Raw genomic sequence first — 21,489 nt, forward strand, 5'->3', positions numbered from 1 at the left:
AGGTCATGTCGTACGGCGGGCACGCAGGGCCCGGACCTTGTGGCGGTTGCCACAGCGCTCCATCGAGCACCAGCGCCGGGCACCGGGCCGGGAGGAGTCGACGAAGACCAGCGGGCAGGTCTCGCTGGCGCACTCGCGGAAGCGCTCGGCCAGCGGCCCGGACAGCAGCTTGATCATCTCCCGGGCCATCGTGGACAGCGCCTGGGACGCCAGAACCGGTGCCGCCCACCCGATGGCCGTGCCGTTCCCGGTGAGTTCGGGGACGAGTGGCGGTGAGGCGGCGGCCCGGTTGACGGCCGCGACCGCCTCGGCGGACAGCGGGCGGCGCGCCGCCCTGGCCCGTGCCGCCTCCCAGATCGCCTGGCGGAGGGTTTTGGCCGCGACCAGGTCGTCGGCTGTCACGGGGGCCGTGACGACCGCGTCCAACGGCGGCTGGGCCAGCCATTCGACCAGGTCGGTCGGCTCATGGAGGGTCTCGAACACCGCGTAGCGGCCTTCGCCTCCGGTGTAGGCGAAATCCAGGCAGACGGCGCCCGCGTCGAAGCGGAAGGAGCCGCCCTTGGGGTCGTGGAGCACCCGTCCGGTTGCGTTCGTGCGCATGTAACCACTATAACTGGTGTCAGTCGAAACCAGTATTACCGGTGTCATGCAGGAGGAAACACATGGGCGTCCGGCACATCAACCCCGAGGGTCTCCACCGCAGCCCGGCCTTCAGCCAGGCCGTCGTGGTCGAGCAGCCGACGAAGACCATCTACATCGGCGGCCAGAACGGCGTCGGCCCCGACGGCAAGGTCGTCGGCCCCACGGTCGGGGAGCAGGCCGCGCAGATCTTCCACAACCTCTCGACCATCCTGGAGAGCGAGGGGGCGACCCTGGCGAACATCGTGCACTGGACCATCGCCGTGGTCGACGGCCACTCCTTCGACGAGGGCGTGGCGGCCTTCCGTCAGGTCTGGAACTTCGCCGCCCCGCCGCCCGCCATCACGCTCCACATCGTCGCCGGTCTCAACCCCGGATGCCTCGTGGAGATCGACGCCGTCGCCGTCGTGTGACCCGGGTCAGAGGTCGAGCCCGGTGAAGTAGGCGGCGGTCTCCGCGTCCGCCGGGTAGTACGACTCGATCGAGACCTCCTCCAGCGTGATGTCCAGCGGGGTGCCGAACGTGGTGACGGTCGAGAACAGCCGCAGCTCCCGGCCGTCGAAACGGAAGATCATCGGAGCCGCGACCTCGGACTCGGCCCGATGGACCACCTCCGCACCCCCGGGGGCCAGCAGTTCCTCGTGGAGCGCGGCCAATCCGGGGTCGGGGGCGACCGCGAGCTGACGGGAGATCCGGACACGCAGCAGCGAGCGCACCTCCGCCAGGTTCACGATGAACGGGGCGAGTCCACGCGGATCAAGCCCCAGCCGCACCATGTTGACCGGCGGGCGGAGCAGCTCGGGGGCGACGCGCGCGAGAAACGGGGCGACGGCGTGGTTGGTCAGCACGATGTCCCACCGGCGGTCGACGACCAGCGCGGGGTACGGCTCGTGCGCGCGCAACACCCTTTCGACCGCCTCCCGGGCCGCGGGCAGCGCGTCCCCGTCGAGCGGCCGTTCCGGGTAACGGGGGGCGAAACCGGCGGCGAGCAGTAGCCGGTTGCGCTCACGCAACGGCACGTCGAGTTGCTCGGCGAGCCGAATGACCATGTCGGCGCTCGGTCGGGACCTCCCGGTCTCCACCAGACTGACGTGCCGGGCCGAGACGTCGGCGGCGATCGACAGATCGAGCTGGCTGAGCCCGCGGCGGTGCCGCCACCGCCGCAACAGTTCCCCGACCGTGCGCATGGCCGCCGACACTAGCCCTCCTGTGGGCCGTACGCCATGAAATGGCATTTCATCGACAACCCCGGCGGGGGTGGGAACACTGGCGACCCATGACCACAGGTAACAAAGGTGTCGTGGAACGGGCGCTGACGGCCCTGGTCGCGACCGGAGACGTCGACGCGCTCGCGCCGCTGCTGAGCGACGGCTTCGTCCACCACCGGCCGGACGCGACCTCGAAGAACAAGACGGAGTGGCTCGCCGCAGTCGGCGCCGCGCTCGGCCCGACAGCCGGGATGCGGGTCGAGGTACGGCACCTGCTGGAATCCGGCGACCACGTCGTGATGCACTCGCTGCGCCGGCTTCCCGGAACCGGGCCGGAGATCGCCGTCGTCGACATCTGGCGCCTCGACGACGGGCTGATCGCCGAGGCGTGGGAGATCATCGAACCGGTGTCCCAGGCCGCGGCCAACCTGACCTGGTGGGCGCCGACCGGCCGCTGACCCGGCCTACGCGGGCTGCCGGGCCGTACAGCAGGCGGTATGGGGAGCGCCGGGCCGTACGCAGGGGCCCGGGAAGCGTCGGGTGGACCGGAGGACGGAGTCGCGAGTTCGTACGGCGAGCCGTCGCCGTACGAGTCGGCACCGTCAGCCGATGCCCGGTCAGGGCTTGCGGCCCACCGCGGCGTACATGTTGGTCGCGGTGTCCGGGAGGGGCTGCTCGCCGGGGGCGGGGTGCCAGCGCGGCATCGGGACGATCCCAGGGTCGAGCAGTTCCAGGCCGGAGAACAGCCGTTCGACCTCGGCACGGCCGCGCAGATACATGGGGATGCCGCGCTCGGTGTACTCGCGGGCGAGCCGTTCGGACTCGGGGGCCAGCTCGCCGGTCGGGATGGTGATGGCGAGGTGGCTGCCCGGGGCGAGCGGTTCGAGGAGCGACTCCACCACCCCCTGGGCGTCCTCGACGAACTGGAGCATCGCGATCAGGGTGAGCGCGACCGGCTGGGAGAAGTCGATCACCTCGTGGAGCGTGGCGTCACCGAGAAGCGCCTCGGGGGTGCGCATGTCGGCCTGGATGTAGGCGATGCGCCCCTCGGGCGTGCCGGTCAGCAGGGCACGCGCGTGCAACAGCACGATGAGGTCGTTGTCGACGTAGACGACACGCGCGTCCGGCGCGGTCTCCTGGACAACCTGGTGCAGGTTCGGCGAGGAGGGGATGCCGGTGCCGATGTCGACGAACTGCCGTACGCCCAGGCCGGTGAGGTGACGGGCCATCCGGTGCATGCAGGCCCGGTTGGCCAGCATCGAGGTGCGCAGCCCGGGCCAGTCGGCCAGCACCTTGGCCGCGGTCTCCCGGTCAGGGGCGAAGTTGTCCTTGCCTCCCATGATGTAGTCGTAGACCCGGGCCGAGTGCGGCCGGTTGGTCTGCAGATCGACCGAGGCGATCCGGTCCTGGGGGGCGTCCGACATCTGTGACCACTGCCTTCCACTCGCTCCTGCCATAGTGTCATGATCGCGCACTCAAGATCGTCTTTCGTCCACGAATCACGGTTCACCCCTTCGTATCCCACCTTTCCCTCCCCCTGGGAAGGGGAATTCGGGTGAAGATCGAATGACGAAGGCCAGAGCCGCGGCGACCAGTGGAAAGACCGCGACGGCCACCAACGCGCCGCCTGCCCTCCGGCCGCGAGCACGAACACCACCGCCAGCGCGGCGACGGCGGGGGCCGGGGTGCCGACCTCCGAGCCGGAGAGCCGTCGACAGCGTCCCGAACCGCGGCCCGGCCACGAGGGTGCTCATCGGACGTCCCTGCCGGTTTCGTCGACGAAGTGGACGTCGTAGCGTTCCTGCTCGGACAACAGGCCGTCGAAGGGCTCCAGCCCGTGCTGGACGCGTCCCAGCCGCCGGAAGTATCCGAAGCGTTCGACCCCCGGCGTCAGAACGGACAGCACGTCGGCCTCGGAGCCGGGCGCCGCGCCGAACGCGTGGGGCAGCCACGGCGGCACGACGACCAGCCCGCCCGCGGAGACCGTCACCCGCTCATCCCCCAGGAGGAACTCCATGTCCCCGGCCAGGACGTGGAACAGCTCGGTGGAGCGGGAGTGGAAATGGAGGCGGGCGCCGTCGCGTCCCCTCCCCAGCCTCAGCCGGTTGGCGCCGAGCGCGCCCGCGGTGTGGCTCGCGTCGGCGAGCAGCGTGAACGCGCCACCCGCGGGGAGGTCGACGACCTCCGCGGCGTCGGCGGGCATGACGAAGGCGGGTGAACCGGTGACGGTCATGTGGACTCCTGATGAGTTCTCCCGAAAACAGGGACCGGGATCGGAACCCATTGGAGTCCAGGAAGAAGCCGTGAACCAGAAGCGGTTATGACGTGCAGTGATCACCGATCGAGATGAATCAGAGGGCACGGATGGAGCTGCGGCAGCTGGAGTACTTCGTTGCGGTCGCCGAGGAGGGCGGGTTCGGCAGGGCGGCCGAACGGCTCAGCATCGTGCAGTCGGCGGTCAGCCAGCAGATCCGCCGCCTCGAACGCGAACTCGGTGTGCCGCTGTTCGACCGCTCGACCCGGCATGTGCACCTGTCCGGTGCCGGTGAACGCCTGCTGCCCGAGGCGCGCGCCGTACTCGCCGCCGTGCGCCGCACACGTCAGGTGGCCGCAGACATCGGCGCGGGCATCGACGGCGTCCTGCGCCTCGGGATCGTGCAGGGCCCCGGCGACCGGGTCTTCCGCACCCTGAACGAGCTGGCCGCCGTCGCGCCGCGGCTACAGGTCCGGCTGCGCCGGCTCCCCCTGCTCGCCCGCCTGTCCGCGGTCCGCACCGGCGAGCTCGACGCCACCCTGGTCAGGGCGCTCACCGAGGCGCCCGGCCTCGAACTGCTTCCCGTCTGGACGGATCCGCTGTACGTGGTCTTGCCCGCCGCGCATCGGCTGGCGCGCTCGGCCGAGCCGAGGCTCCAGGACCTGGCGAGACTTCCGCTCCGGCTCGCCGCGCGTGAGGACAATCCGCCCTTCCACGACCTGGTCACCGGAGCCTGCCGGGACGCCGGGGTGGCACCGCCGCCGGGACCGCCGTTCACCACCCTCCAGGAGACCCTCGCCCACATCGGAGCCGGAGCCCCGTCCTGGACCGTCTTCTACGAGGTGGCGGGGCTGCCGGAGTTCCCCAGGGTCGCCATCCGCCCGCTGGCCGGACCACGGCTGACCACCTCGCTGGCCGTCCCCCCTGGCTCACCGACTCCCGCCCTGCGCCACCTGTTGCACAGCCTGACCCGCGTCGCACACGACGAGAGGCCGGACGACGCCGGTTGAAGGGTCAGAGGTTCTGGACGAACGGCAGCAACCGCCGCAGTTCGGCCGTGTCGGCCCGCCTGCCGTACGGGGCGAACTGGAAGGTCTCCGTCGACAGGTGGCCCGGCCAGTACTCGCCGACGAAGGCGCGGCAGGCGTCCACGTCGTCGGCCGGAGGAACCCGGTCCAGAAGACCGCGCTGGAACGGGCCGAACTCCAGGAACTGGGAGGCGTGCGCGAGGCAGGCGTCCACCTTGGCCTGCGCGACCGGCGTCACGTCCACCACCACGTCGTCCCGGTGCACCGGGTCGGAGGCGTAGTCGGTCATCAGCAGGCAGACCGGCTGCCGCTCAAGCGGGGGCTTGCCGCACTCGACGTTGCGCACGGTGACAAGTTCGACGGCCTGCTCGACCAGCTTCCCGGCGGCCCGGTTGTCCGGGTGGCCGGAGCCGTCGGCGTGCAGGGCGATCACCAGGTCGGGCCGCCAGGCACGGATCTCCCGCATCACCTGAAGGCGCAGCTCAACGGTCGGCTCAAGAAGGCCGTCATGCACGTCGAAGATCTCGTAGTTGACCACGCCGAGGGCGTCGGCCGCACGCCAGCCCTCCTCCGCCCTGCGGCGGGCCAGCGGAGCCCGTTCGAGCTCGTGGTGTCCGGCGTCGCCGTTGGTGAGCGTCAGGAACTTCACCGCGTGCCCGGCCTTGGACAGCAGTGCGGAGATGCCACCGGCGTAGAGCTCGGGTTCGTCGGGGTGGGCGGCGATCACCAGGGTGCGCAACATTTCTCAGCTTTCGTTGACGGGTCCGGTACGGCCTGCCGTACCGGCGTGGAAGACCTGCTCACGAGCCAGGTCGAGGGCGTGACGGACGGCGCCTTCCAGTACGGCGTTGCCGCTGACGCGGCTGACGGCGACGGTGACGGGCGCCAGACCGGTGGGGACCAGGAGGTCGGCGACGCGGGAGCGCAGCGGCTCCCCGGCCGCCGTGCAGACAGGGCCGCCGAGGACGACGTAGCCGGGGTCGAGTACGCCGACGGCCGCGGTCACGCCGAGCGCGACCCGCCTGGCGACGTCGTCGAGGAATTCGGCGGGGGGTTCGGCGCGGAGCAGCTCGGTGACCGCGCGCAGGGTGGGTTCGACCTCAAGCCCGTGCGCTGCGGCCAGTTCGGCGAGCGGGGCCGTACCGAGCAGCGCGCCGAGCGGGCCGCCGTCGGGGCCGTAGAGCCGCCCTCGGCTGACCGGGTCGGGCACGGTCACCGAGCCGACCTCACCGCCGCGCCCGGTGACGCCGCGCCACAGGACGTCGTTGAGCACGACTCCGGCTCCGACTCCGCTTCCCACCCAGAACAGGACGAAGCTACTGCCCTTGTGCTCCTCAAGCTCGCGGATCGCGACCAGGTTGACGTCGTTCTCCAGCCGGAAGCGTTCGGTGCCCAGCTGTTCGCGCAGGTCACCGAGGTCGTCGAGGTGCGACCAGCCGGACAGCTGCACCGCCTGGCTCAGCCGGTGGCCGCCGGCCTCGACGACACCGGGGACACCCAGCACGATCTGGTCGAGGTCGTCGAGGGTGACCCCGGCGTCGTGGGCCGCGGCCTGCACGGCCTCGGTCAGGAACGCCACCGCGTCGGTGCCCTCGCCGGGGGCCTCGGCCTGGTGGCCGCCCCGGACCTCACCCGTGAGGTCGGAGACCGACACCTCGACGGCGCGTGCCGTCAGGTCCAGGCCCGCGACCCAGGAGGCCGAGCCGTTCAACTCCCAGAGCTGGGCGGCGGGGCCCGCGTTGCCGGGCTTGGTGCCGGCCTTGCGCGCCAGGCGCCCGTTCTCCAGGCGGCGCAGCACCTCGGCGGCGGAGGCCTTGGAGAGCCCGGTGTGGAACTCCAGCTCGGCGCGGGTGAGGGAGCCGTGCCGCAGCAGCAGCTCCAGGGCCGCCCGTTCGTTGAGGGTTCTGAAGACGGTGGGGTTCCCGGTGGACACTACTTCACTGCTCCTGACGTCAGCCCGGACTGGATGTGCCGCTGGAAGACGATATAGGCCACGACCACCGGCAGAACGGTCATGCTGAGCGCCGCGAACAGGGCCGGCCAGTCCGCCTCATATCCGGCGATGGTGGAGATGTCGGCGATGCCCTGGGTGATGACCCAGTTGCTCTTGTCTCCGGGAAGCAGCACCAGGGGTAGGAGGTACTGGTTCCACTGGCCGAGCACGTTGAAGATGGTCAGGCTGACCATCCCCGGCTTGGCCATCGGCAGCATGACCTGGAAGAAGGTCCGGGTGTAGGAGGCGCCGTCGATCATCGCCGCCTCGGCGACCGCGTCGGGCAGCCCCCGGAAGAAGGAGGTGAGGAAGAAGATCGTGAAGGGCAGCGAGTAGGCGATGTAGACCAGGACCAGCCCGACGTGCGTGTTGAGCAGCCCGAGCCCGTCGACCACGAAGAACAGCGGCACCAGGGCGAGGAAGACCGGGAAGGCCATGCCCGAAACGAACAGGAAGTAGATCAGCCGGTTGCCGGGGAACTTGAACCTCGCCAGCACGTAGGCGGCCATGGAGCTGAGCAACATGGTGCCCGCGACGCCGAAGAAGACGACGATCACCGTGTTGAGCAGGTACCGGCCGACGTTGGCCCGCTCCCAGGCCCGCGCCCAGTTGTCCCAGCGCAGCTCGCCCGGCAGCTGGAGGGCGTCGCCGAAGATCTCGCCGTTGCTCTTGAAGGAGGCCAGCAGCGTCCAGATCAGCGGAGCGATGATGAGCAGGGCCCACACCGCGAGGATGGCCTGCGAAAGACCTCCGAAGAGTTTGCGGCCCATGTCAGTAGACGATCCTCTCGCGCCTGGTGACCCGCATCGTCAGTGCGGCGAAGGTGAGGGTCAGGAAGAACAGCGCCACACCGAGCGCCGAGGCGTAGCCGAACCGCGAGTAGCCGAAGGCGTTCTTGTAGATCTCCGTGGCCAGCACCGTGGTCGCGCCGTCCGGCCCGCCCTGCTCGATGGAGAGCACGTTGACCAGGGCGAAGCCGTCGAAGGCCGCGATCCCGAGATAGATCCAGCCGACCTGGACGGTGTCCCAGAGCAGCGGCAGGGTGATGGAGAAGAACAGCCGGGTACGGCTGGCGCCGTCCAGGGAGGCCGCTTCGAAGACGTCCTTCGGGATGGCGGCCATCCCCGCGGAGAAGAGGACGACGTAGAAACCGACCGCCTGCCAGACCATGACGGCGATGATCGACCAGAGCGCGAGTCTCTGGTCGGTCAGCCACCCGATCGGTTCCATGCCCAGCTTGACGAGGGCGCCGTTGACCACGCCACTGGCGTCGGGGCGGTAGACGGCCTTGAACAGCACGCCGACCACCGCCACCGCGAGCACCTGCGGCAGGAAGAAGACGACCCGGTAGAAACCGGAGCCCTTGACCCCGGTCATCGTGCCGCCGCGTGAGCCACCCGCCACGTTCAGCAGGTAGGCGAACAGCAGCGCGAGGAGAACCGTGACCAGCGGCATGGCGACGAGCAGGACCGCGTGGTTGCGGATCGCCTGCCAGAAGGTCTCGTTGCCGAACATCCGCCGGAAGTTGTCCAGCCCGACGAAGTTGAGCTTGGCCGAGACTCCCCGCCAGTCGGTCAGCGCGATCTGGAACGCCTGCACGTACGGGCTGATGACGAAGATGCCGTAGAGAACGACGGGAAGGAGCAGGAATCCCGCGACGAAGCCGTGCCGCCTCATCGGTCAGACGGTCCGGTTCTGCTTGGCGATGGAGGAGTCGGCCTTGAGCTCGTCCGCCTTCTTCTGCATGTTCTCGCAGAACTGGTCGGCGGTGATGCGACCGGCCATGACCGAGTTGGTCTGGGTCTGGCCGTGGTCGAACAGCTCCTTGTACCAGGTCTCGAAGCGGGCGTCGGTGATGGTGTTCTTCCCGGCGGCCTCCTGGGCCTTGGCGGCGCTGTTGACCGCCGAGGTGAGCTGCAGACCGTCCACCAGGCCGTTGACGATGGTGAGGTTCTTGGTCATCTCGGTGTAGCCGCGCGCGCCCTCCCTGGAGAGCATCATGCGCAGGTAGTCCAGGCCGCCCTGCGGGTTCTTGCCCTTGGCCGCGACGAAGAAGGCTTCGGAGACCCCGATCATGATCGCCTCGTACGGCAGGGCGTCCGCGGCGGTGATGCTCGGCACCGGGGCGATGGCGTACTCGAAGGTGTCCGGCTTGTCCTTGGCCATCTCGTTCTCCAGCCAGGAGCCGCACGGGTAGAACAGGACCTTGTCCTGCAGGTGCTTGATCTGGGTCTGGGTGTGGTCGAGACCGAAGTAGGCCTTGTCGCCGTAGTCCTTCTGGATCTGCGCCCAGGCGGCGACGGCCTGCCGGACCGGCTCGGCGGTCCAGGCGCCGTCGGCCAGGTTGTCGATGTCGATGATGACCTTGTTGCCGCCGACCTTGGCGGCGCTGTAGACGAGGTTCCACAGCTGGTAGAACGGGCCGACCTGGCCGGGGTAGGCGAACAGGGTGATCCCGGCCTTCTTCGCCTCCTCGCCGAGGGTGTTGAACTCCGCCCAGGTCTTGGGAACGGTCCAGCCCTTGGACTCGAAGAGCTTGGCGTTGTACCACAGGGCGCGGTGGGCCACGGTGTACTGCAGGACCCTCGGCACGCCGTCGATCAGCGAGTTCTCGTAGGCGCCGCCGACGAGGGTGTCCTTGACCTTCTTGTCGGGGAAGGCCAGGGAGGGGGCCTCGAAGAGCGGGGTAAGGTCGGCCAGGTGTCCCTCCTGGACCAGCGACTGCAGGTCGAGCGCCTCGGGGCCCGAGTTGTTGACCACGTCGGGCACGTCACCGGCGATGAAGCGGGGGCGCAGCTGGGTGCCGACCTTCTGCGTGGCGACGTGCTTGAGCTCGGCCTTCGGGTACGCCTTGCGGTAGGCGGCCTCGTGCAGGTCCACGGCGTACTTGTCGCCGTTGCCGCCGCTGAAGATGACGACTTCCAGCCGCCGGGTGGCGTCCACGCCGAGCGGGTTGTTCGTTGAGGTCGCGGCGGCGGAGGCGGTGGGGCTGGGGGCGGCTTCGCGACCGGCGGTCGCGCAGGCGGCGAGAGGGGTGGCGAGCGCGGCGAGACCGAGCCCGCGCAGGACTTCGCGGCGGCTGAGGGACATGCTTCCTCCTGGCGCTAACCGTCCGGATACCTTCCAGACGGTTAGCGGCCGACTATAGGTCGCCTCTCCTCAACCCGTCAAGAGTTCAGAACTGCCCGAGCAGCCGGGCTTTCGCGTCCTCACCTGCGCCGATGTGATCCAGGGCGCTCAACGCCGCGCCCACGACGGGCGGCAGTTCGGCGACGACCCGCTCCGCCAGCGGCATGCGGGCCGCGAACCGTTCGTCGAGCAGCGTGGTGAGCAGCGGATCGCGGGCCCGCAGCACGCCCCCGCCCAGGACCACCTCGGTCGGCGTACCGAGCAGGTCGAGCCGGGTGAGGCAGACCTGGGCCATCGTGGCGACCTCGTCGGCCAGCCGCGAGACCAGCCCACGGGCGATCTCGTCGCCGTCCGCGGCCACCCTGAACAGCCCCGGCGTCAGCTCAAGCAGCCGTTCCCGCTCCAGGGCGCCGAGGTGCAGGTCGATCACCACCCGCTCGACCGTGTCCGCGCCGAAGTGCGACCTGACCAGCTCGGCGAGCCCGGTCGGGGCTCCCCTGCCGTCCTCGGCGCGGGCCGCGTGCCAGAGCGTCTCCGACGACAGGCCGAGACCGCCGCCCCAGTCGCCGCTGATCGCCCCCAGGGACAGGAACCGGGCGACCCGCCCCGACGGCGCGACGCCGACCGCGTTGATCCCCGCGCCGCAGACCACCGCGACCCCCCACGGGCCGGACGCCCCCGACCGCAGGAGGGCGAAGGTGTCGTTGCGCACCACGACGTCCCTGGCCAGCGCGCGCCCCGAGATCTCGGCCTCGATCGCCCGCTCCTCCTCGGGCAGGTCCACCCCGGCCAGGAAGGTGACCAGGTGGTCGGCCCGGCCGGTGAACCCGATCGCCTGCCGTACCACCCTCTCGATGACGTCGGTCGCGGGCCCGACCCCCTCGCTCTGCGGCGCGAAGGGGCCACCCCGGCCACGGGCGAGGATCTCGCCGAGCTCGTTCAGCAGCACCACGTCGGTCTTGCTGTTGCCGCCGTCGACGGCCAGCACGTTCACCACGACAGGTACCCGCTGTTCTTCTCCAGCAGCAGCTCGGTCAGCTCGGCGGCGATCGCCTCCTGCCCGACCAGCGGGTGCGCGAGAAGCGCGTTGCGCACCCGGTCCGCCCCGCCGTACAGCGCCGCCTGCAGGGCCAGCTCCTCGTAGGCGGACACGCCCGCGATCAGGCCCGCGTAGAGCGGCTCGACCGGCTCGACCGGCAACGGTACGGCTCCCGCCGCGGTGACCTTCGCGGGCACCTCGACGACCGCGTCGTCGGACAGGAAGGGCAGCGTGCCGTTGTTGCGGGTGTTGACCACCTGCACGTCGCCGCGGTCGCCGAGCAGCGAGGCGATGAGCGCCACGGCCGCCTCGGAGTAGAAGGCCCCGCCGCGCTTGGCCAGCTGCTCGGGCTTGGTGTCGACGGAGGGGTCGGCGTAGAGCCTGAGCAGCTGCTCCTCAAGCGCCGCGACCTCCGAGGCCCGGGAGGGCCGGGTCCGCTGCTCCTCGACCACCAGGTCGTGGGCGTAGAAGTAACGCAGGTAGTAGGAGGGCACGACCTGGAGACGCTCGATGAGCTCCAGCGGCAGGCGCAGGTCGTCGGCGATGGCCTGCCCGTGCTCGGCGATCAGCTTGGGCAGCACGTTCTCGCCGTCCACGTACACCGCGCGCTCCCAGGTCAGGTGGTTGAGCCCGACATGGCCGAGCCGGACCCGCTCGGGGGCCAGGCCGAGGTGGGCGGCGAAGCGGCGCTGGAAGCCGATCGCCACGTTGCACAGCCCGATCGCACGGTGCCCGTCGTCCAGCAGCGCCCTGGTCACGATGCCGACGGGGTTGGTGAAGTCGACGATCCAGGCCTCCGGGGCGTGCTCCCTGACCGTGGCCGCCAGGTCGCGCACGACCGGCACCGTGCGCAGGGCCTTGGCCAGGCCTCCGGCGCCGGTGGTCTCCTGTCCGACACAGCCGCACGCCAGCGGGAACGTCTCATCGACGTCGCGTGCCGCCTGGCCGCCCACCCTGAGCTGGAAGAGTACGGCCTGCGCGCCCTCGACACCCCGCTGGAGGTCGGAGGTGGCGACGACCTCGGCGGGGTGCCCGGCCCGGGCCAGCATGCGGCGGGAGACCCCCGCGACCAGCTCAAGGCGGGAGGCGTCGGGATCGACGAGCGCGATCTCGGTCAACGGGAGCTCGTCACGCAGGCGGGCGAACCCGTCGATCAGCTCCGGCGTGTAGGTCGAACCGCCTCCGACAACGGCGAGTTTCACTGGCGTCCTTCCGATCTTCCGGTTTGTAGGTTAGGAAACTTTCCTAACTTTTGGACAAATCTAGGAAGAAGGGGAGCATCCAGTCAATACATGACATCGGCTTGCGGCGCGCCGGGAGCGTCGGCGGTGATCCACATCCCAGGACGCCGTGCCGGGGCCGGTGATCCGCGTCCTGGGGCGCTGTGGCGGGAGGCCGGTGATCCACGTCCCGGGCCGTCACACCGGGAGGCCGGTGGTCCACGTCCTGGAGCCGTCGCGCTGGGAGGCCGGTGGTCCACGTCCTGGAGCCGTCGCGCTGGGAGGCCGGTGGTCCACGTCCCGGGCCTCGCGTCATGGGAGAAAGCCGGTCCGTCCTTTTCCCTTCGCGGGACGAGGGCGTGATCGACGACCGGGAGAATTCCGCCGAGGGCGTCTTCGCCGAGCCTTCTGAGCTTTTTCCGGGATCTTCTCCGGGCTTTCCCCAGGGGTTTCCCCGCGTTTCCCGCACTCGGCGCGCGTTCGCCGCCGACCCTCGGGCACCTGCTCTGAGCAGCGGAAACGCAGCGGAAACAATGTCCTTTAGCGGGATCGGTTCTGGCCGACGCCGAATCGGCGCGCGACACGCGACATCAGCCGGGACATCCTCGAAGGAAACGCGTCGGGCTCGGGAACGGCGATGGGGCGGACGCGGCCGTTGTGAATGGCGCCGATTCTCCAGCCGGTTTCCGTCCGCACCACGACGACGGTCTGCCGCGACAGCCGCCGCGTGGGGAGGGCGGACCGCCACGGCATCAGGACGGAGGCCGTACCGTGCACGACCGCCACGTCCGGGGTGAGGTAGCGGATCGACTCCAGGTCGCCGACCAGCGCGGAGTCGGCCAGGACACCGCGGAAGAGCTTGTCATGGTTGTGCTGGTGGGCCCGGCGGCCACGGGCGACGGTCCCGTCGTAGGAGACGTAGTCGGAGTCGTCGGTGAACAGCGCGCCGAACGCCTGGGCGTCGCCCGCCGTCCAGGCCGCGAGGAAGTCGGCGAAGAGCCTCTCGATCTCGGCGGTGTCGTCGGTTCGCGGGCTGGAAGCGGTGCCGGTGAGGATGGTCGAGCGCATGGGGGTCCCTCCGTGACGTGATATCGTCGTTTCGACGAACGAAATGTACGATAACAGAAAGCTTCGAATGTCGAAACAAGCTGTCATCGGAGAGATCGCGACGGAGCTGCGGCGGCTGCAGCAGAGCTTCGACGCCTTCGACGAGGCGGCCGCCGCCCGGCTGCGCCTCAACCGCACCGACCTGCGCTGCCTCGACGTGGTGCTCGCCGAGGGCCCGGTGCCCGCGGGCGCGCTCAGCCTCGCGCTGAAGCTCAGTCCGGCGGCCACCACCACGGTCATCGACCGGCTGGAGCGCGCCGGAATGGTGGCCCGCTCCACGGATCCGGAGAACCGTCGCCGGGTCCTGGTCTCCGCGACCGACGCCGCCCGCTCGGCCGAGGCTGAGATCTTCGTCCCGGTCGGCCGGGCGGGTGCCCAGGCGCTGGGGGAGTACGAGCCGGACCAGCTGGCCGTCATCCTCGATTTCCTGCGTACCGCCCGAAGGGTCCAGGAGGATCAGGCCGCCCGGGTCAGGGCCCTCTCCTGAGTCGGGCCTCACCTTCCGGTGAGTCATGCCTGCCCGTGGGGGATCAGTCCTCTGCTCCGACGGGCCCGTTGTGACCGGCCCGTCGTTGTTGGAACGATGTCACCCTCCGAAGTTGATCGACTACAGAGAGGGAGTGGCATGGGAAGGACCTACCGGACCCGTGGCGGGCGTGGCCTCGCAAGGATGGCGGTGGCCGCGATGCTGCTGCTCGGCTCCTGGGCGATGAGCAGCCTGGGCGCAACCGCCAACGCCGCCGCGGACGGCACCCAGCCCCTGGCCGCCGCCGCGAACGTCTACCGGATCGTCAACACGGCCTCCCACAGCTCGCTGCGGGCATACAACGAGGGGAACGCGGTCTTCGTCTCCAGCACCCGGGAGAATCCGGGACCGTTCGAGCTGTGGGAGGTCACCCGGGTCCAGGGCGGGTTCACGATCAAGAACGTCGGCCTGAGCCTCACCCGCGGTGCCGCCGTCTATGCCTCGGTGTCACGGTCGGAGGAGGGGGAGCCGGTCATCACCAACCGTCAGCCGACCACCTGGTCCGTGGAGTCGGCGGGCGGCGGCACCTTCGTCGTCAAGGCGCCCAACGAGGACCTGCTGTGGAACGTCGAGCCCCCGGTGGTTCCACGCGGCGATGTGGCGCTGCGCGGCGCGAACGGGTCCGACACCCAGCGCTGGCAGTTCGTGCCCGTGAACGAGTAAGACCCGCAGGACTCCCCTCCTGAGGAGGGTGAAACGGCCCGCTTCCTGATTTTCCGCAGCGCATCACACGCGTGAGCGAGGAGGCGGGCCGTTTTCGTTGCTCCGGGGAGGGGCCGTCAGGAGGCTCCGTCGAGCAGGGTGAGGGCCTCGTCGGTCCAGGCGATGAGGGCTCGGGTGTTGTGTCTTCCGGCCGAGATGGTGGTCATGGCGTATGGCAGGTCCGGTGAGCCCGCGTCCTCGACGGCGACGGTGCGGGCCGGTTCCTCGTGGTCGGCGAGGCTGCGTTCGGCGTCCGTCCTGGCCCGCAGGATCAGTTCACGGCACCTGATCGGCCTCGCTCCTCTCCGCCGCGCCGGCGGCTTGGGATGTATATTTTGGGCAACTGTCCAAGTCGATTGTCCAAGTCTTATGTCCAAAGGAGTGGGAGACGGTGGAGAAGTCGGTGGAACGAGGTCGAGCGACCAGGCAGCGGTTGTTCGACGCCGCGGTGGCGTTGATCGGCGAGGTCGGTTGGGGCGGCGTCACCACACGGATGGTCGCCGAACGCGCCGGGGTGGCTCCGGGTGTGGTGCACTACCACTTCGCGTCGGTGACGGACCTGCTGGTCGAGGCCTCGACCGCGTTCGCCGGCGCGTTGTTCGGCGAGGTCGCGCACCGGCTGACCGAACAGCCGGACGTCGAGAGCGGCCTCGACTGGCTGCTGGGCGAACTGTCCGGCTACACAGGCACGGACCCCGCCTCCCTGTTGATCGTGGAGACGCACCTGGCCTCCGGCAGGCTCCCCGAGCTCCGCGCCCGGCTCCGCGACATGATCGACGACTTCCGCGCGTGCGTGGTCTCGTGGCTGCGCGCCCGCGGCCACACCGGCGACGCCGAGGCCGCCGCCGTCCTGCTCGCGGCGACCCTGGACGGCCTGGTGCTGCACCACAGCCTCGATCCCGCCATGGACGTCGCCGCGCTCGCCGGTCCCCTGCGGGCCATGCTGCGGGCGGACGGGCACGCGGGGAGTGAGGGGCGATGAGGACGCTCATCTGCGGCGCGGGAATCGCCGGGCTCACCCTGGCCTGGCACCTGGAGCGCATGGGGTGGCAGGTCGAGGTGGTCGAACGCGCCCCCGCCCTCCGGGACGGCGGATACATGATCGACTTCTACGGGCCGGGATACGAGGTGGCCGAGCGGATGGGCCTGGCCCCCCGCCTGCTTGAGGCCCGCTACCCGGTCAACGAACTCGGCTACGTCGACCGTGTCGGGCGGCGGACCAGCCGCCTGGTCATGCCCGAGTCCTTCAACCGGGTGGTGAGCCTGCTGCGCACCGACCTGGTCCGTGCCGTCCACGACGGCGTGCGCGCCCCGGTGACGTACGGCACCAGCGTCGCGGGCATCGAGCAGGACGGCGAAGGCGTCACCGTGGAGCTGACCGACGGCACGCGGCGCGAGGTCGACCTCCTCGTGGGCGCGGACGGAGCACATTCCCAGGTCAGGAAGCTGGCCTTCGGCGCCGAGAGCGGATTCGTGCGTTACCTCGGTCACCGGGTCGCCGCCTACGTCATCGACGACGAGGCGCTCAGCAGGAAGATCGGCACGCGCTACCAGATGCTGACCGTGCCGGGGCGGATGGCCGGTGCCTACGCGCTACGCGGAGACCGGCTCGCGCTGCTGTTCCTGTGCCGCGAGCCCGACCCCACCCTGCCCGAAGACCCGGCCGCCTGGCTGCGGCACACCTACGGCGACCTCGGCTGGATCCTGCCGGAGGCGCTCTCCCGCTGCCCGGACCCCGCCGAGATCTACTGCGACCAGGTGACCCAGATCGACATGGAGCACTGGAGCACCGGACGGGTCGCCCTGCTCGGGGACGCCTGCCAGGCGGTGTCCCTGTTCGCCGGGCACGGCGCGTCCATGGCGATGGCCGGGGCGTGGGTGCTCGCCGACGAACTGGCGACGGCCGGAGCGGCCCGTGTCCCGGACGCGCTGGCCGCCTACCAGAGGCGGGTACGGCCGGCCATCGAGGAGGTGCAGGCGTTCGGTCGCCGGTTCATCCAGTGGATGGCGCCCTCCAGCGGGCTGCGCATCGCCGCACGTGACTGGATGCTCCGTCTGGCCTCCCTGCCGGGCGCTGACCGGCTGTTTCTCAACTCGCTCACCGCCGGTGGACATGGGCTCATCGTCACCCGCGCCGGAGGCGGTCTGCGGGGGTGACCACGGTCTGAGCTATTTGGTGTTGCTAAGTACCGGTAGTCAGTGTTACTTTCTACTGGTACTTAGCAGTATCGAGTAGCTGAAAGGGGGCACTCCATGGGCAAACAGGCCACGGAGATGCTCAAGGGAACACTGGAGGGCATCGTCCTGGCGATCCTCTCCACCCGGGCCGCCTACGGCTACGAGATCACAGCATGGCTGCGTGAACAGGGCTTCTCCGACATCGCCGAGGGCACCATCTACGCACTGCTGGTCAGGATCGAACAGCGCGGCCTGGTCGATGTGGCGAAGGTCCCCTCGGAGAAGGGGCCGCCGCGCAAGGTGTACTCCCTGAACGCCCAGGGGCGGGAGTACCTCGACGAGTTCTGGAGAACCTGGGCATTCCTCGCCGAAAGGCTTGAACAACTCCGCGAAGGGAGCAACTAGACATGACCAGAGAACCGGACGAGTCGAAGAGCCGCTACCTGAAGTACCTGGAGGTCGTCACCGGGTCGCTGGAGGAGAAGAAGCGCTACCGGCAGTACAAGGCACGGATCAAGCAGCTTCCCGAGAACTACCGCATCGCGGTCGAGGCGCTGGAGCGCTACCTGATGCACTTCGGCCCGGTCGACGGCGCGGGCGCGATGGAGATGTACGAGGACCTGGCCGACCTGTTCGAACAGAGCGTGTCGGACGGAACCCCGATCCGCGACGTCTTCGGCGACGACCCCGTGGAGTTCGTCGAGGCCTTCATCCAGAACTACCCGGCCGGGCAGTACCGGGCCCGCGAGCGCAACCGCTTCACCGACGCCGTCGCCCGCGCCGCGGGGGAGAAGGACAGGACCGTCTGATGACGACACAACAAACCCCCGCCATCCAGGTGCGGGACCTGCGGAAGTCCTACAAGGACCTGCACGTCCTGCGCGGCGTGGACTTCGAGGTGGCGCGGGGCAGCGTCTTCGCGCTGCTCGGCTCCAACGGCGCGGGCAAGACCACCGCCGTGAGGATCATGTCCACCCTGCTCAAGCCCGACGCCGGAGTCGTCCGAGTCAACGGCTTCGACGTCACCACCCAGGCGGCGAACGTCCGTGAGTCGATCAGCCTGACCGGGCAGTTCGCCGCGGTCGACGAGATCCTCACCGGCCGGGAGAACCTCATGCTGGTCGCCCGCCTGCGCCACCTCGCCAACCCCGCCCAGGTCGCCGACGACCTGCTGCGCCGCTTCTCCCTGACCGACGCCGGGGGACGCAGGGCGGCCACCTACTCCGGCGGCATGCGCCGTCGCCTCGACATCGCGATGAGCCTCATCGGCGACCCGCCGATCATCTTCCTCGACGAACCCACCACCGGCCTGGACCCCCAGGCCCGCCTGGAGGTCTGGCAGACCGTCAGGGACCTCACCGCCCAGGGCACCACGGTCCTGCTCACCACCCAGTACCTCGACGAGGCCGAACACCTCGCCGACCGGATCGCGATCCTCCACCAGGGCCGCATCATCGTCGACGGCACCCTCGCCGACCTCAAGCGGCTGCTGCCGCCCGCCAAGGTCGAATACGTGGAGAAGCAGCCGTCCCTGGAGGAGATCTTCCTCACCCTCGTTGGCACGAACACCTAGGAACCCCCCATGACCAGGCACTTCCTCGGCGACACCGCCGTTCTGCTGGGACGATCCCTGCGCCACGTCACCCGAAGCGTGGACACCGTCATCACCACCGCGATCATGCCGGTCGCCATGATGCTCATGTTCGTCTACGTGTTCGGCGGCGCGATCAACACCGGCACCGACTCCTACGTCAACTACCTGCTGCCCGGCATCCTGCTCATCACCATCGCCTCGGGCATCGCCTACACCGCGTTCCGGCTCTTCACGGACCTCAAGAGCGGCATCTTCGAACGCTTCCAGTCCATGCCCACCGCCCGCTCGGCCGTCCTGTGGGCGCACGTGCTGACCTCCCTGGTCGCCAACCTCATCTCCCTGGCCGTCGTCATGCTCGTCGCACTGGCCATGGGGTTCCGCTCCAGCGCCCCCGTGACGGCCTGGCTCGCCGTCGCCGGCATCCTGGTCCTGTTCACCCTGGCCCTGACCTGGATCGCCGTCATCCCCGGTCTGTCGGCCAAGACCGTCGAGGGCGCCAGCGCCTTCTCCTACCCGCTGATCTTCCTGCCCTTCCTCAGCTCGGCCTTCGTCCCCACCGCAACCATGCCCGGCCCCGTGCGCGCCTTCGCCGAGCACCAGCCGGTGACCTCCATCGTCAACGCCATCCGCGCCCTGTTCACCGAGCAGCCGGTCGGCACGGACATCTGGATCGCCCTGGGCTGGTGCGTCGGCATCCTCGCCGTGGCCTACCTCTTCGCGATGAACACCTACCGCCGCAAGATCGCCTAGGCCGTGTCAACGACAGGAAGGAGGGTCGCGACGCGGTTCCCCTGAGCGGGAAACAGCACTTCCCCGGCGCGTCTCGCGTCGCCGGCCGGAGAACTTCAGAAGATTCACGCGAGACGAACACCAGGCTGTGAACAGGTCCCCCAGAGCAGGATCCCTGCCCGTGTGAGTGACGAACGGCCTCCCCGCAGAAGGCGTCGATGACTCCGCCGGATGCCGATGTCTCCCTCGATGTTGTTCGCGCACCAGGCCGCCACCGGCCGGGCAGAGCACGCCCTTTCCCGCACCGCACCGCGCCCCTGGAACCGCACGCCACCCCTGAGCAGCACCGCACCCTGGAAGGAAAGACCATGTCCGAGTCCCCCCACACCGCCATGACGATGCCGATCGCGCGTCAGTCCGGCTGCCCCTTCGACCCGCCCAAGGAGCTGATCGAGGCCCGCGAGCAGAGCCCCATCAGCCGTCTGACCTTCGCCGACGGGCACCAGGGCTGGCTGGTCACCGGCTACGACCTGACCCGTTCCATCCTGGCCGACCCGCGCTTCAGCTCCCGCAAGGAGCTCATGGTCCACCACCCGATGATCGACTACGGCGACGTCGAGGTTCCCCCGGCGCCTCCCGGCGAGTTCCTCCTCATGGACGAACCGCGGCACGGCCGCTACCGCAAGCCGCTGGTGGGCAAGTTCACCGTACGGCGGATGCGCCAGCTCACCGAGCGCGTCGAGCAGATCACCGCCGACCACCTGGACGCCATGGAACGGGCCGGGACGACGGCCGACCTGGTGACCGCGTTCGCCAAGCCCGTCCCCGCCATGGTGATCTGCGAACTCCTCGGCGTGCCGTACGAGGACCGGGACTTCTTCCAGGAGCACATCGACAACTTCCTCGGCGGAGAGGTCAGTGACGAGGTACTGATCGCCTCCTACCTCGCGGTCCAGCGGTACCTCGCGGAGCTGGTGGCCGCCAAGCGCGCCAACCCCACCGACGACGTGCTCAGCGACCTCCTCGACAGCGACCTGACCGACGAGGAGCTGAAGGGGATGGCCCTGATCCTGCTGTCGGCCGGCTTCGACACCACCGCGAACATGCTGGCGCTCGGCACCTTCGCGCTGTTGCAGAATCCGGAGCAGCTGGCCGCGCTGCGCGCCGACCCCACGCTCGTCGACCAGGCCGTCGAGGAGCTGCTGCGCTACCTCAGCGTCGTCAAGCATTTCTACCGGGTCGCCCTTGAGGACGTCGAGGTGGGCGGCCACATCATCACGGCGGGCACCATGGTCATCCTGGGCCTCAACACCGCCAACCGCGACCCCGAGCGTTTCCCCGACCCCCACAGGCTGGACCTCCGGCGACAGGACGGCGGGCACCTGGCCTTCAGCCACGGCATCCACCAGTGCCTGGGACAGCAGCTCGCCCGCGTCGAGATGCGTGTCGCCTTCCCCGCCCTGCTCAACCGCTTCCCCACACTGCGCCTGGCCGTACCGGCGGAGGAGGTCGCCCTGCGCCCGGAGATCGCGGACGTCTACGGGGTGAAGAGCCTCCCGGTCACCTGGTCGTAAAACCGCCGTCTCACGTTCGGGGCGTCCCGTACGTCTGCAGGGTGAGAGCGAAAGGAGCCGGTATGAACACGCGACACACCGTGGTGGACACCACCCTGGGACCGGTCACGATCGTCGCCGAGGGTGACGCGGTCACCGGCCTGTACTTCCAGCACCACACCCGCCGTCCGGCGCAGGAGACGTTCGGCGCCGTGGCCGTCGGCGACGCCCTGCTCACCGAGGCCGCCACGCAGGTGAGGGACTACCTCGCCGGCCGCAGGCAGGCGTTCGCCCTGCCGCTGCGGGCGGCCGGGGACGCCTTCCAACAGGCGGTGTGGAGCATCCTGAACGAGATCCCGTACGGCGAGACGACGACCTACGGCCGTGTCGCGGAGCGACTCGGCGACCGTGGCCTGGCGTACCGCGTCGGCCAGGCGGTCGGCGCGAACCCGCTGTGCGTTCTCGTGCCCTGCCACCGCGTGCTCGGCGCGAACGGGAACCTCACCGGGTACGCCGGGGGACTGGGACGCAAGCGGGCCCTGCTGGAACTGGAGGAGCCCGCCCAGGTCACAGCGGGACGCCTGTTCTGA

Annotated in this window: 25 protein-coding genes; 13 read left to right on the plus strand and 12 right to left on the minus strand. The window is 69.8% G+C overall.

Features of this window, described 5'->3' with window-relative positions:
• Positions 1 to 3 precede the first annotated feature (3 nt).
• Positions 4 to 600 carry a CGNR zinc finger domain-containing protein gene (locus tag ACIBVQ_RS28190; RefSeq protein ID WP_399181075.1) on the minus strand — a complete coding sequence of 199 codons (597 nt, stop codon included), beginning with the start codon at positions 598 to 600 and terminating at the stop codon, positions 4 to 6.
• A gap of 62 nt (positions 601 to 662) precedes the next feature.
• Between ACIBVQ_RS28190 and ACIBVQ_RS28195 the strand changes: the two genes are divergently transcribed.
• Positions 663 to 1,052 carry a RidA family protein gene (locus ACIBVQ_RS28195; RefSeq protein ID WP_352014999.1) on the plus strand — a complete coding sequence of 130 codons (390 nt, stop codon included), beginning with the start codon at positions 663 to 665 and terminating at the stop codon, positions 1,050 to 1,052.
• 6 nt (positions 1,053 to 1,058) lie between these two features.
• Here the strand turns inward: ACIBVQ_RS28195 and ACIBVQ_RS28200 are convergent, their stop codons facing one another.
• Positions 1,059 to 1,826 (minus strand): helix-turn-helix domain-containing protein, encoded by a 768-nt coding sequence (locus ACIBVQ_RS28200; protein WP_399181077.1) that lies wholly within the window; start codon positions 1,824 to 1,826, stop codon positions 1,059 to 1,061.
• 89 nt (positions 1,827 to 1,915) lie between these two features.
• Here ACIBVQ_RS28200 and ACIBVQ_RS28205 point away from each other — a divergent pair, with 89 nt between their 5' ends.
• Positions 1,916 to 2,305: a nuclear transport factor 2 family protein gene (locus ACIBVQ_RS28205; RefSeq protein ID WP_399181079.1), complete on the plus strand. Its 390-nt coding sequence runs from the start codon at positions 1,916 to 1,918 to the stop codon at positions 2,303 to 2,305.
• A 159-nt stretch (positions 2,306 to 2,464) separates the two neighbouring features.
• On the opposite strand, the gene ACIBVQ_RS28210 is transcribed toward ACIBVQ_RS28205, so the two are convergent.
• Positions 2,465 to 3,304, minus strand: coding sequence for an SAM-dependent methyltransferase (locus ACIBVQ_RS28210; protein WP_362915595.1), 840 nt, complete (start codon positions 3,302 to 3,304; stop codon positions 2,465 to 2,467).
• A gap of 293 nt (positions 3,305 to 3,597) precedes the next feature.
• Positions 3,598 to 4,080 (minus strand): cupin domain-containing protein, encoded by a 483-nt coding sequence (locus tag ACIBVQ_RS28215; protein ID WP_362779642.1) that lies wholly within the window; start codon positions 4,078 to 4,080, stop codon positions 3,598 to 3,600.
• A gap of 131 nt (positions 4,081 to 4,211) precedes the next feature.
• Here ACIBVQ_RS28215 and ACIBVQ_RS28220 point away from each other — a divergent pair, with 131 nt between their 5' ends.
• Positions 4,212 to 5,111, plus strand: coding sequence for a LysR family transcriptional regulator (locus ACIBVQ_RS28220; protein ID WP_399181081.1), 900 nt, complete (start codon positions 4,212 to 4,214; stop codon positions 5,109 to 5,111).
• Positions 5,112 to 5,115: 4 nt separating this feature from the next.
• Here the strand turns inward: ACIBVQ_RS28220 and ACIBVQ_RS28225 are convergent, their stop codons facing one another.
• From ACIBVQ_RS28225 to ACIBVQ_RS28260, 8 genes are all read right to left on the minus strand, one after another.
• Complete coding sequence (locus ACIBVQ_RS28225) at positions 5,116 to 5,871, minus strand: PIG-L family deacetylase (RefSeq protein ID WP_362915591.1); 756 nt, start codon at positions 5,869 to 5,871, stop codon at positions 5,116 to 5,118.
• Positions 5,872 to 5,874: 3 nt separating this feature from the next.
• Positions 5,875 to 7,062, minus strand: a complete 1,188-nt coding sequence (locus ACIBVQ_RS28230) for an ROK family transcriptional regulator (RefSeq protein WP_362915589.1) — start codon at positions 7,060 to 7,062, stop codon at positions 5,875 to 5,877.
• Positions 7,062 to 7,892, minus strand: a complete 831-nt coding sequence (locus ACIBVQ_RS28235; protein WP_352014991.1) for a carbohydrate ABC transporter permease — start codon at positions 7,890 to 7,892, stop codon at positions 7,062 to 7,064. The genes ACIBVQ_RS28230 and ACIBVQ_RS28235 overlap by 1 nt, the downstream gene beginning before the upstream one ends.
• 1 nt (position 7,893) lies before the next feature.
• Complete coding sequence (locus ACIBVQ_RS28240) at positions 7,894 to 8,799, minus strand: sugar ABC transporter permease (protein WP_362779651.1); 906 nt, start codon at positions 8,797 to 8,799, stop codon at positions 7,894 to 7,896.
• Between the two features lie 3 nt (positions 8,800 to 8,802).
• Positions 8,803 to 10,212, minus strand: a complete 1,410-nt coding sequence (gene ngcE / locus ACIBVQ_RS28245) for an N-acetylglucosamine/diacetylchitobiose ABC transporter substrate-binding protein (RefSeq protein ID WP_362779654.1) — start codon at positions 10,210 to 10,212, stop codon at positions 8,803 to 8,805.
• A gap of 85 nt (positions 10,213 to 10,297) precedes the next feature.
• Entirely contained in the window at positions 10,298 to 11,248 is a 951-nt protein-coding gene (locus ACIBVQ_RS28250) for an N-acetylglucosamine kinase (RefSeq protein ID WP_399181084.1), read from the minus strand.
• Positions 11,242 to 12,492 carry a 6-phospho-beta-glucosidase gene (locus ACIBVQ_RS28255; RefSeq protein ID WP_386194827.1) on the minus strand — a complete coding sequence of 417 codons (1,251 nt, stop codon included), beginning with the start codon at positions 12,490 to 12,492 and terminating at the stop codon, positions 11,242 to 11,244. The genes ACIBVQ_RS28250 and ACIBVQ_RS28255 overlap by 7 nt, the downstream gene beginning before the upstream one ends.
• Before the next feature lie 558 nt (positions 12,493 to 13,050).
• The gene (locus ACIBVQ_RS28260) at positions 13,051 to 13,578 is read right to left on the minus strand and encodes an SgcJ/EcaC family oxidoreductase (RefSeq protein WP_399181086.1); all 528 of its coding nucleotides are present in this window, start codon (positions 13,576 to 13,578) and stop codon (positions 13,051 to 13,053) included.
• Between the two features lie 67 nt (positions 13,579 to 13,645).
• Here ACIBVQ_RS28260 and ACIBVQ_RS28265 point away from each other — a divergent pair, with 67 nt between their 5' ends.
• The 10 genes from ACIBVQ_RS28265 (at position 13,646) to ACIBVQ_RS28310 (ending at position 21,489) form a co-directional block, all read left to right on the plus strand.
• A complete protein-coding gene (locus ACIBVQ_RS28265) occupies positions 13,646 to 14,104 on the plus strand; it encodes a MarR family transcriptional regulator (protein ID WP_362915580.1) in 459 nt (152 codons plus the stop codon).
• A 138-nt stretch (positions 14,105 to 14,242) separates the two neighbouring features.
• Positions 14,243 to 14,806, plus strand: coding sequence for an RICIN domain-containing protein (locus tag ACIBVQ_RS28270; RefSeq protein ID WP_399181089.1), 564 nt, complete (start codon positions 14,243 to 14,245; stop codon positions 14,804 to 14,806).
• A 442-nt stretch (positions 14,807 to 15,248) separates the two neighbouring features.
• Positions 15,249 to 15,827 (plus strand): TetR/AcrR family transcriptional regulator, encoded by a 579-nt coding sequence (locus tag ACIBVQ_RS28275; protein ID WP_399181091.1) that lies wholly within the window; start codon positions 15,249 to 15,251, stop codon positions 15,825 to 15,827.
• Positions 15,824 to 17,002 (plus strand): FAD-dependent oxidoreductase, encoded by a 1,179-nt coding sequence (locus ACIBVQ_RS28280; RefSeq protein ID WP_399181093.1) that lies wholly within the window; start codon positions 15,824 to 15,826, stop codon positions 17,000 to 17,002. Before ACIBVQ_RS28275 ends, ACIBVQ_RS28280 begins: the two co-directional genes overlap by 4 nt.
• A 96-nt stretch (positions 17,003 to 17,098) precedes the next feature.
• Positions 17,099 to 17,428 carry a PadR family transcriptional regulator gene (locus ACIBVQ_RS28285; RefSeq protein WP_352014981.1) on the plus strand — a complete coding sequence of 110 codons (330 nt, stop codon included), beginning with the start codon at positions 17,099 to 17,101 and terminating at the stop codon, positions 17,426 to 17,428.
• A gap of 2 nt (positions 17,429 to 17,430) precedes the next feature.
• A complete protein-coding gene (locus ACIBVQ_RS28290) occupies positions 17,431 to 17,832 on the plus strand; it encodes a DUF1048 domain-containing protein (RefSeq protein WP_352014980.1) in 402 nt (133 codons plus the stop codon).
• Entirely contained in the window at positions 17,832 to 18,596 is a 765-nt protein-coding gene (locus tag ACIBVQ_RS28295; protein WP_352014979.1) for an ABC transporter ATP-binding protein, read from the plus strand. The genes ACIBVQ_RS28290 and ACIBVQ_RS28295 overlap by 1 nt, the downstream gene beginning before the upstream one ends.
• 9 nt (positions 18,597 to 18,605) lie before the next feature.
• Complete coding sequence (locus ACIBVQ_RS28300) at positions 18,606 to 19,367, plus strand: ABC transporter permease (RefSeq protein WP_399181096.1); 762 nt, start codon at positions 18,606 to 18,608, stop codon at positions 19,365 to 19,367.
• Positions 19,368 to 19,714: 347 nt separating this feature from the next.
• On the plus strand, positions 19,715 to 20,920 hold the full coding sequence (locus ACIBVQ_RS28305) for a cytochrome P450 (protein ID WP_399181098.1): 1,206 nt from the start codon (positions 19,715 to 19,717) through the stop codon (positions 20,918 to 20,920).
• Positions 20,921 to 20,982: 62 nt separating this feature from the next.
• A complete protein-coding gene (locus tag ACIBVQ_RS28310) occupies positions 20,983 to 21,489 on the plus strand; it encodes a methylated-DNA--[protein]-cysteine S-methyltransferase (protein ID WP_352014976.1) in 507 nt (168 codons plus the stop codon).

Origin of the sequence: Streptosporangium sp. NPDC049376 (genome assembly GCF_044466505.1) — a bacterium.
Taxonomy (GTDB): Bacteria; Actinomycetota; Actinomycetes; order Streptosporangiales; family Streptosporangiaceae; genus Streptosporangium.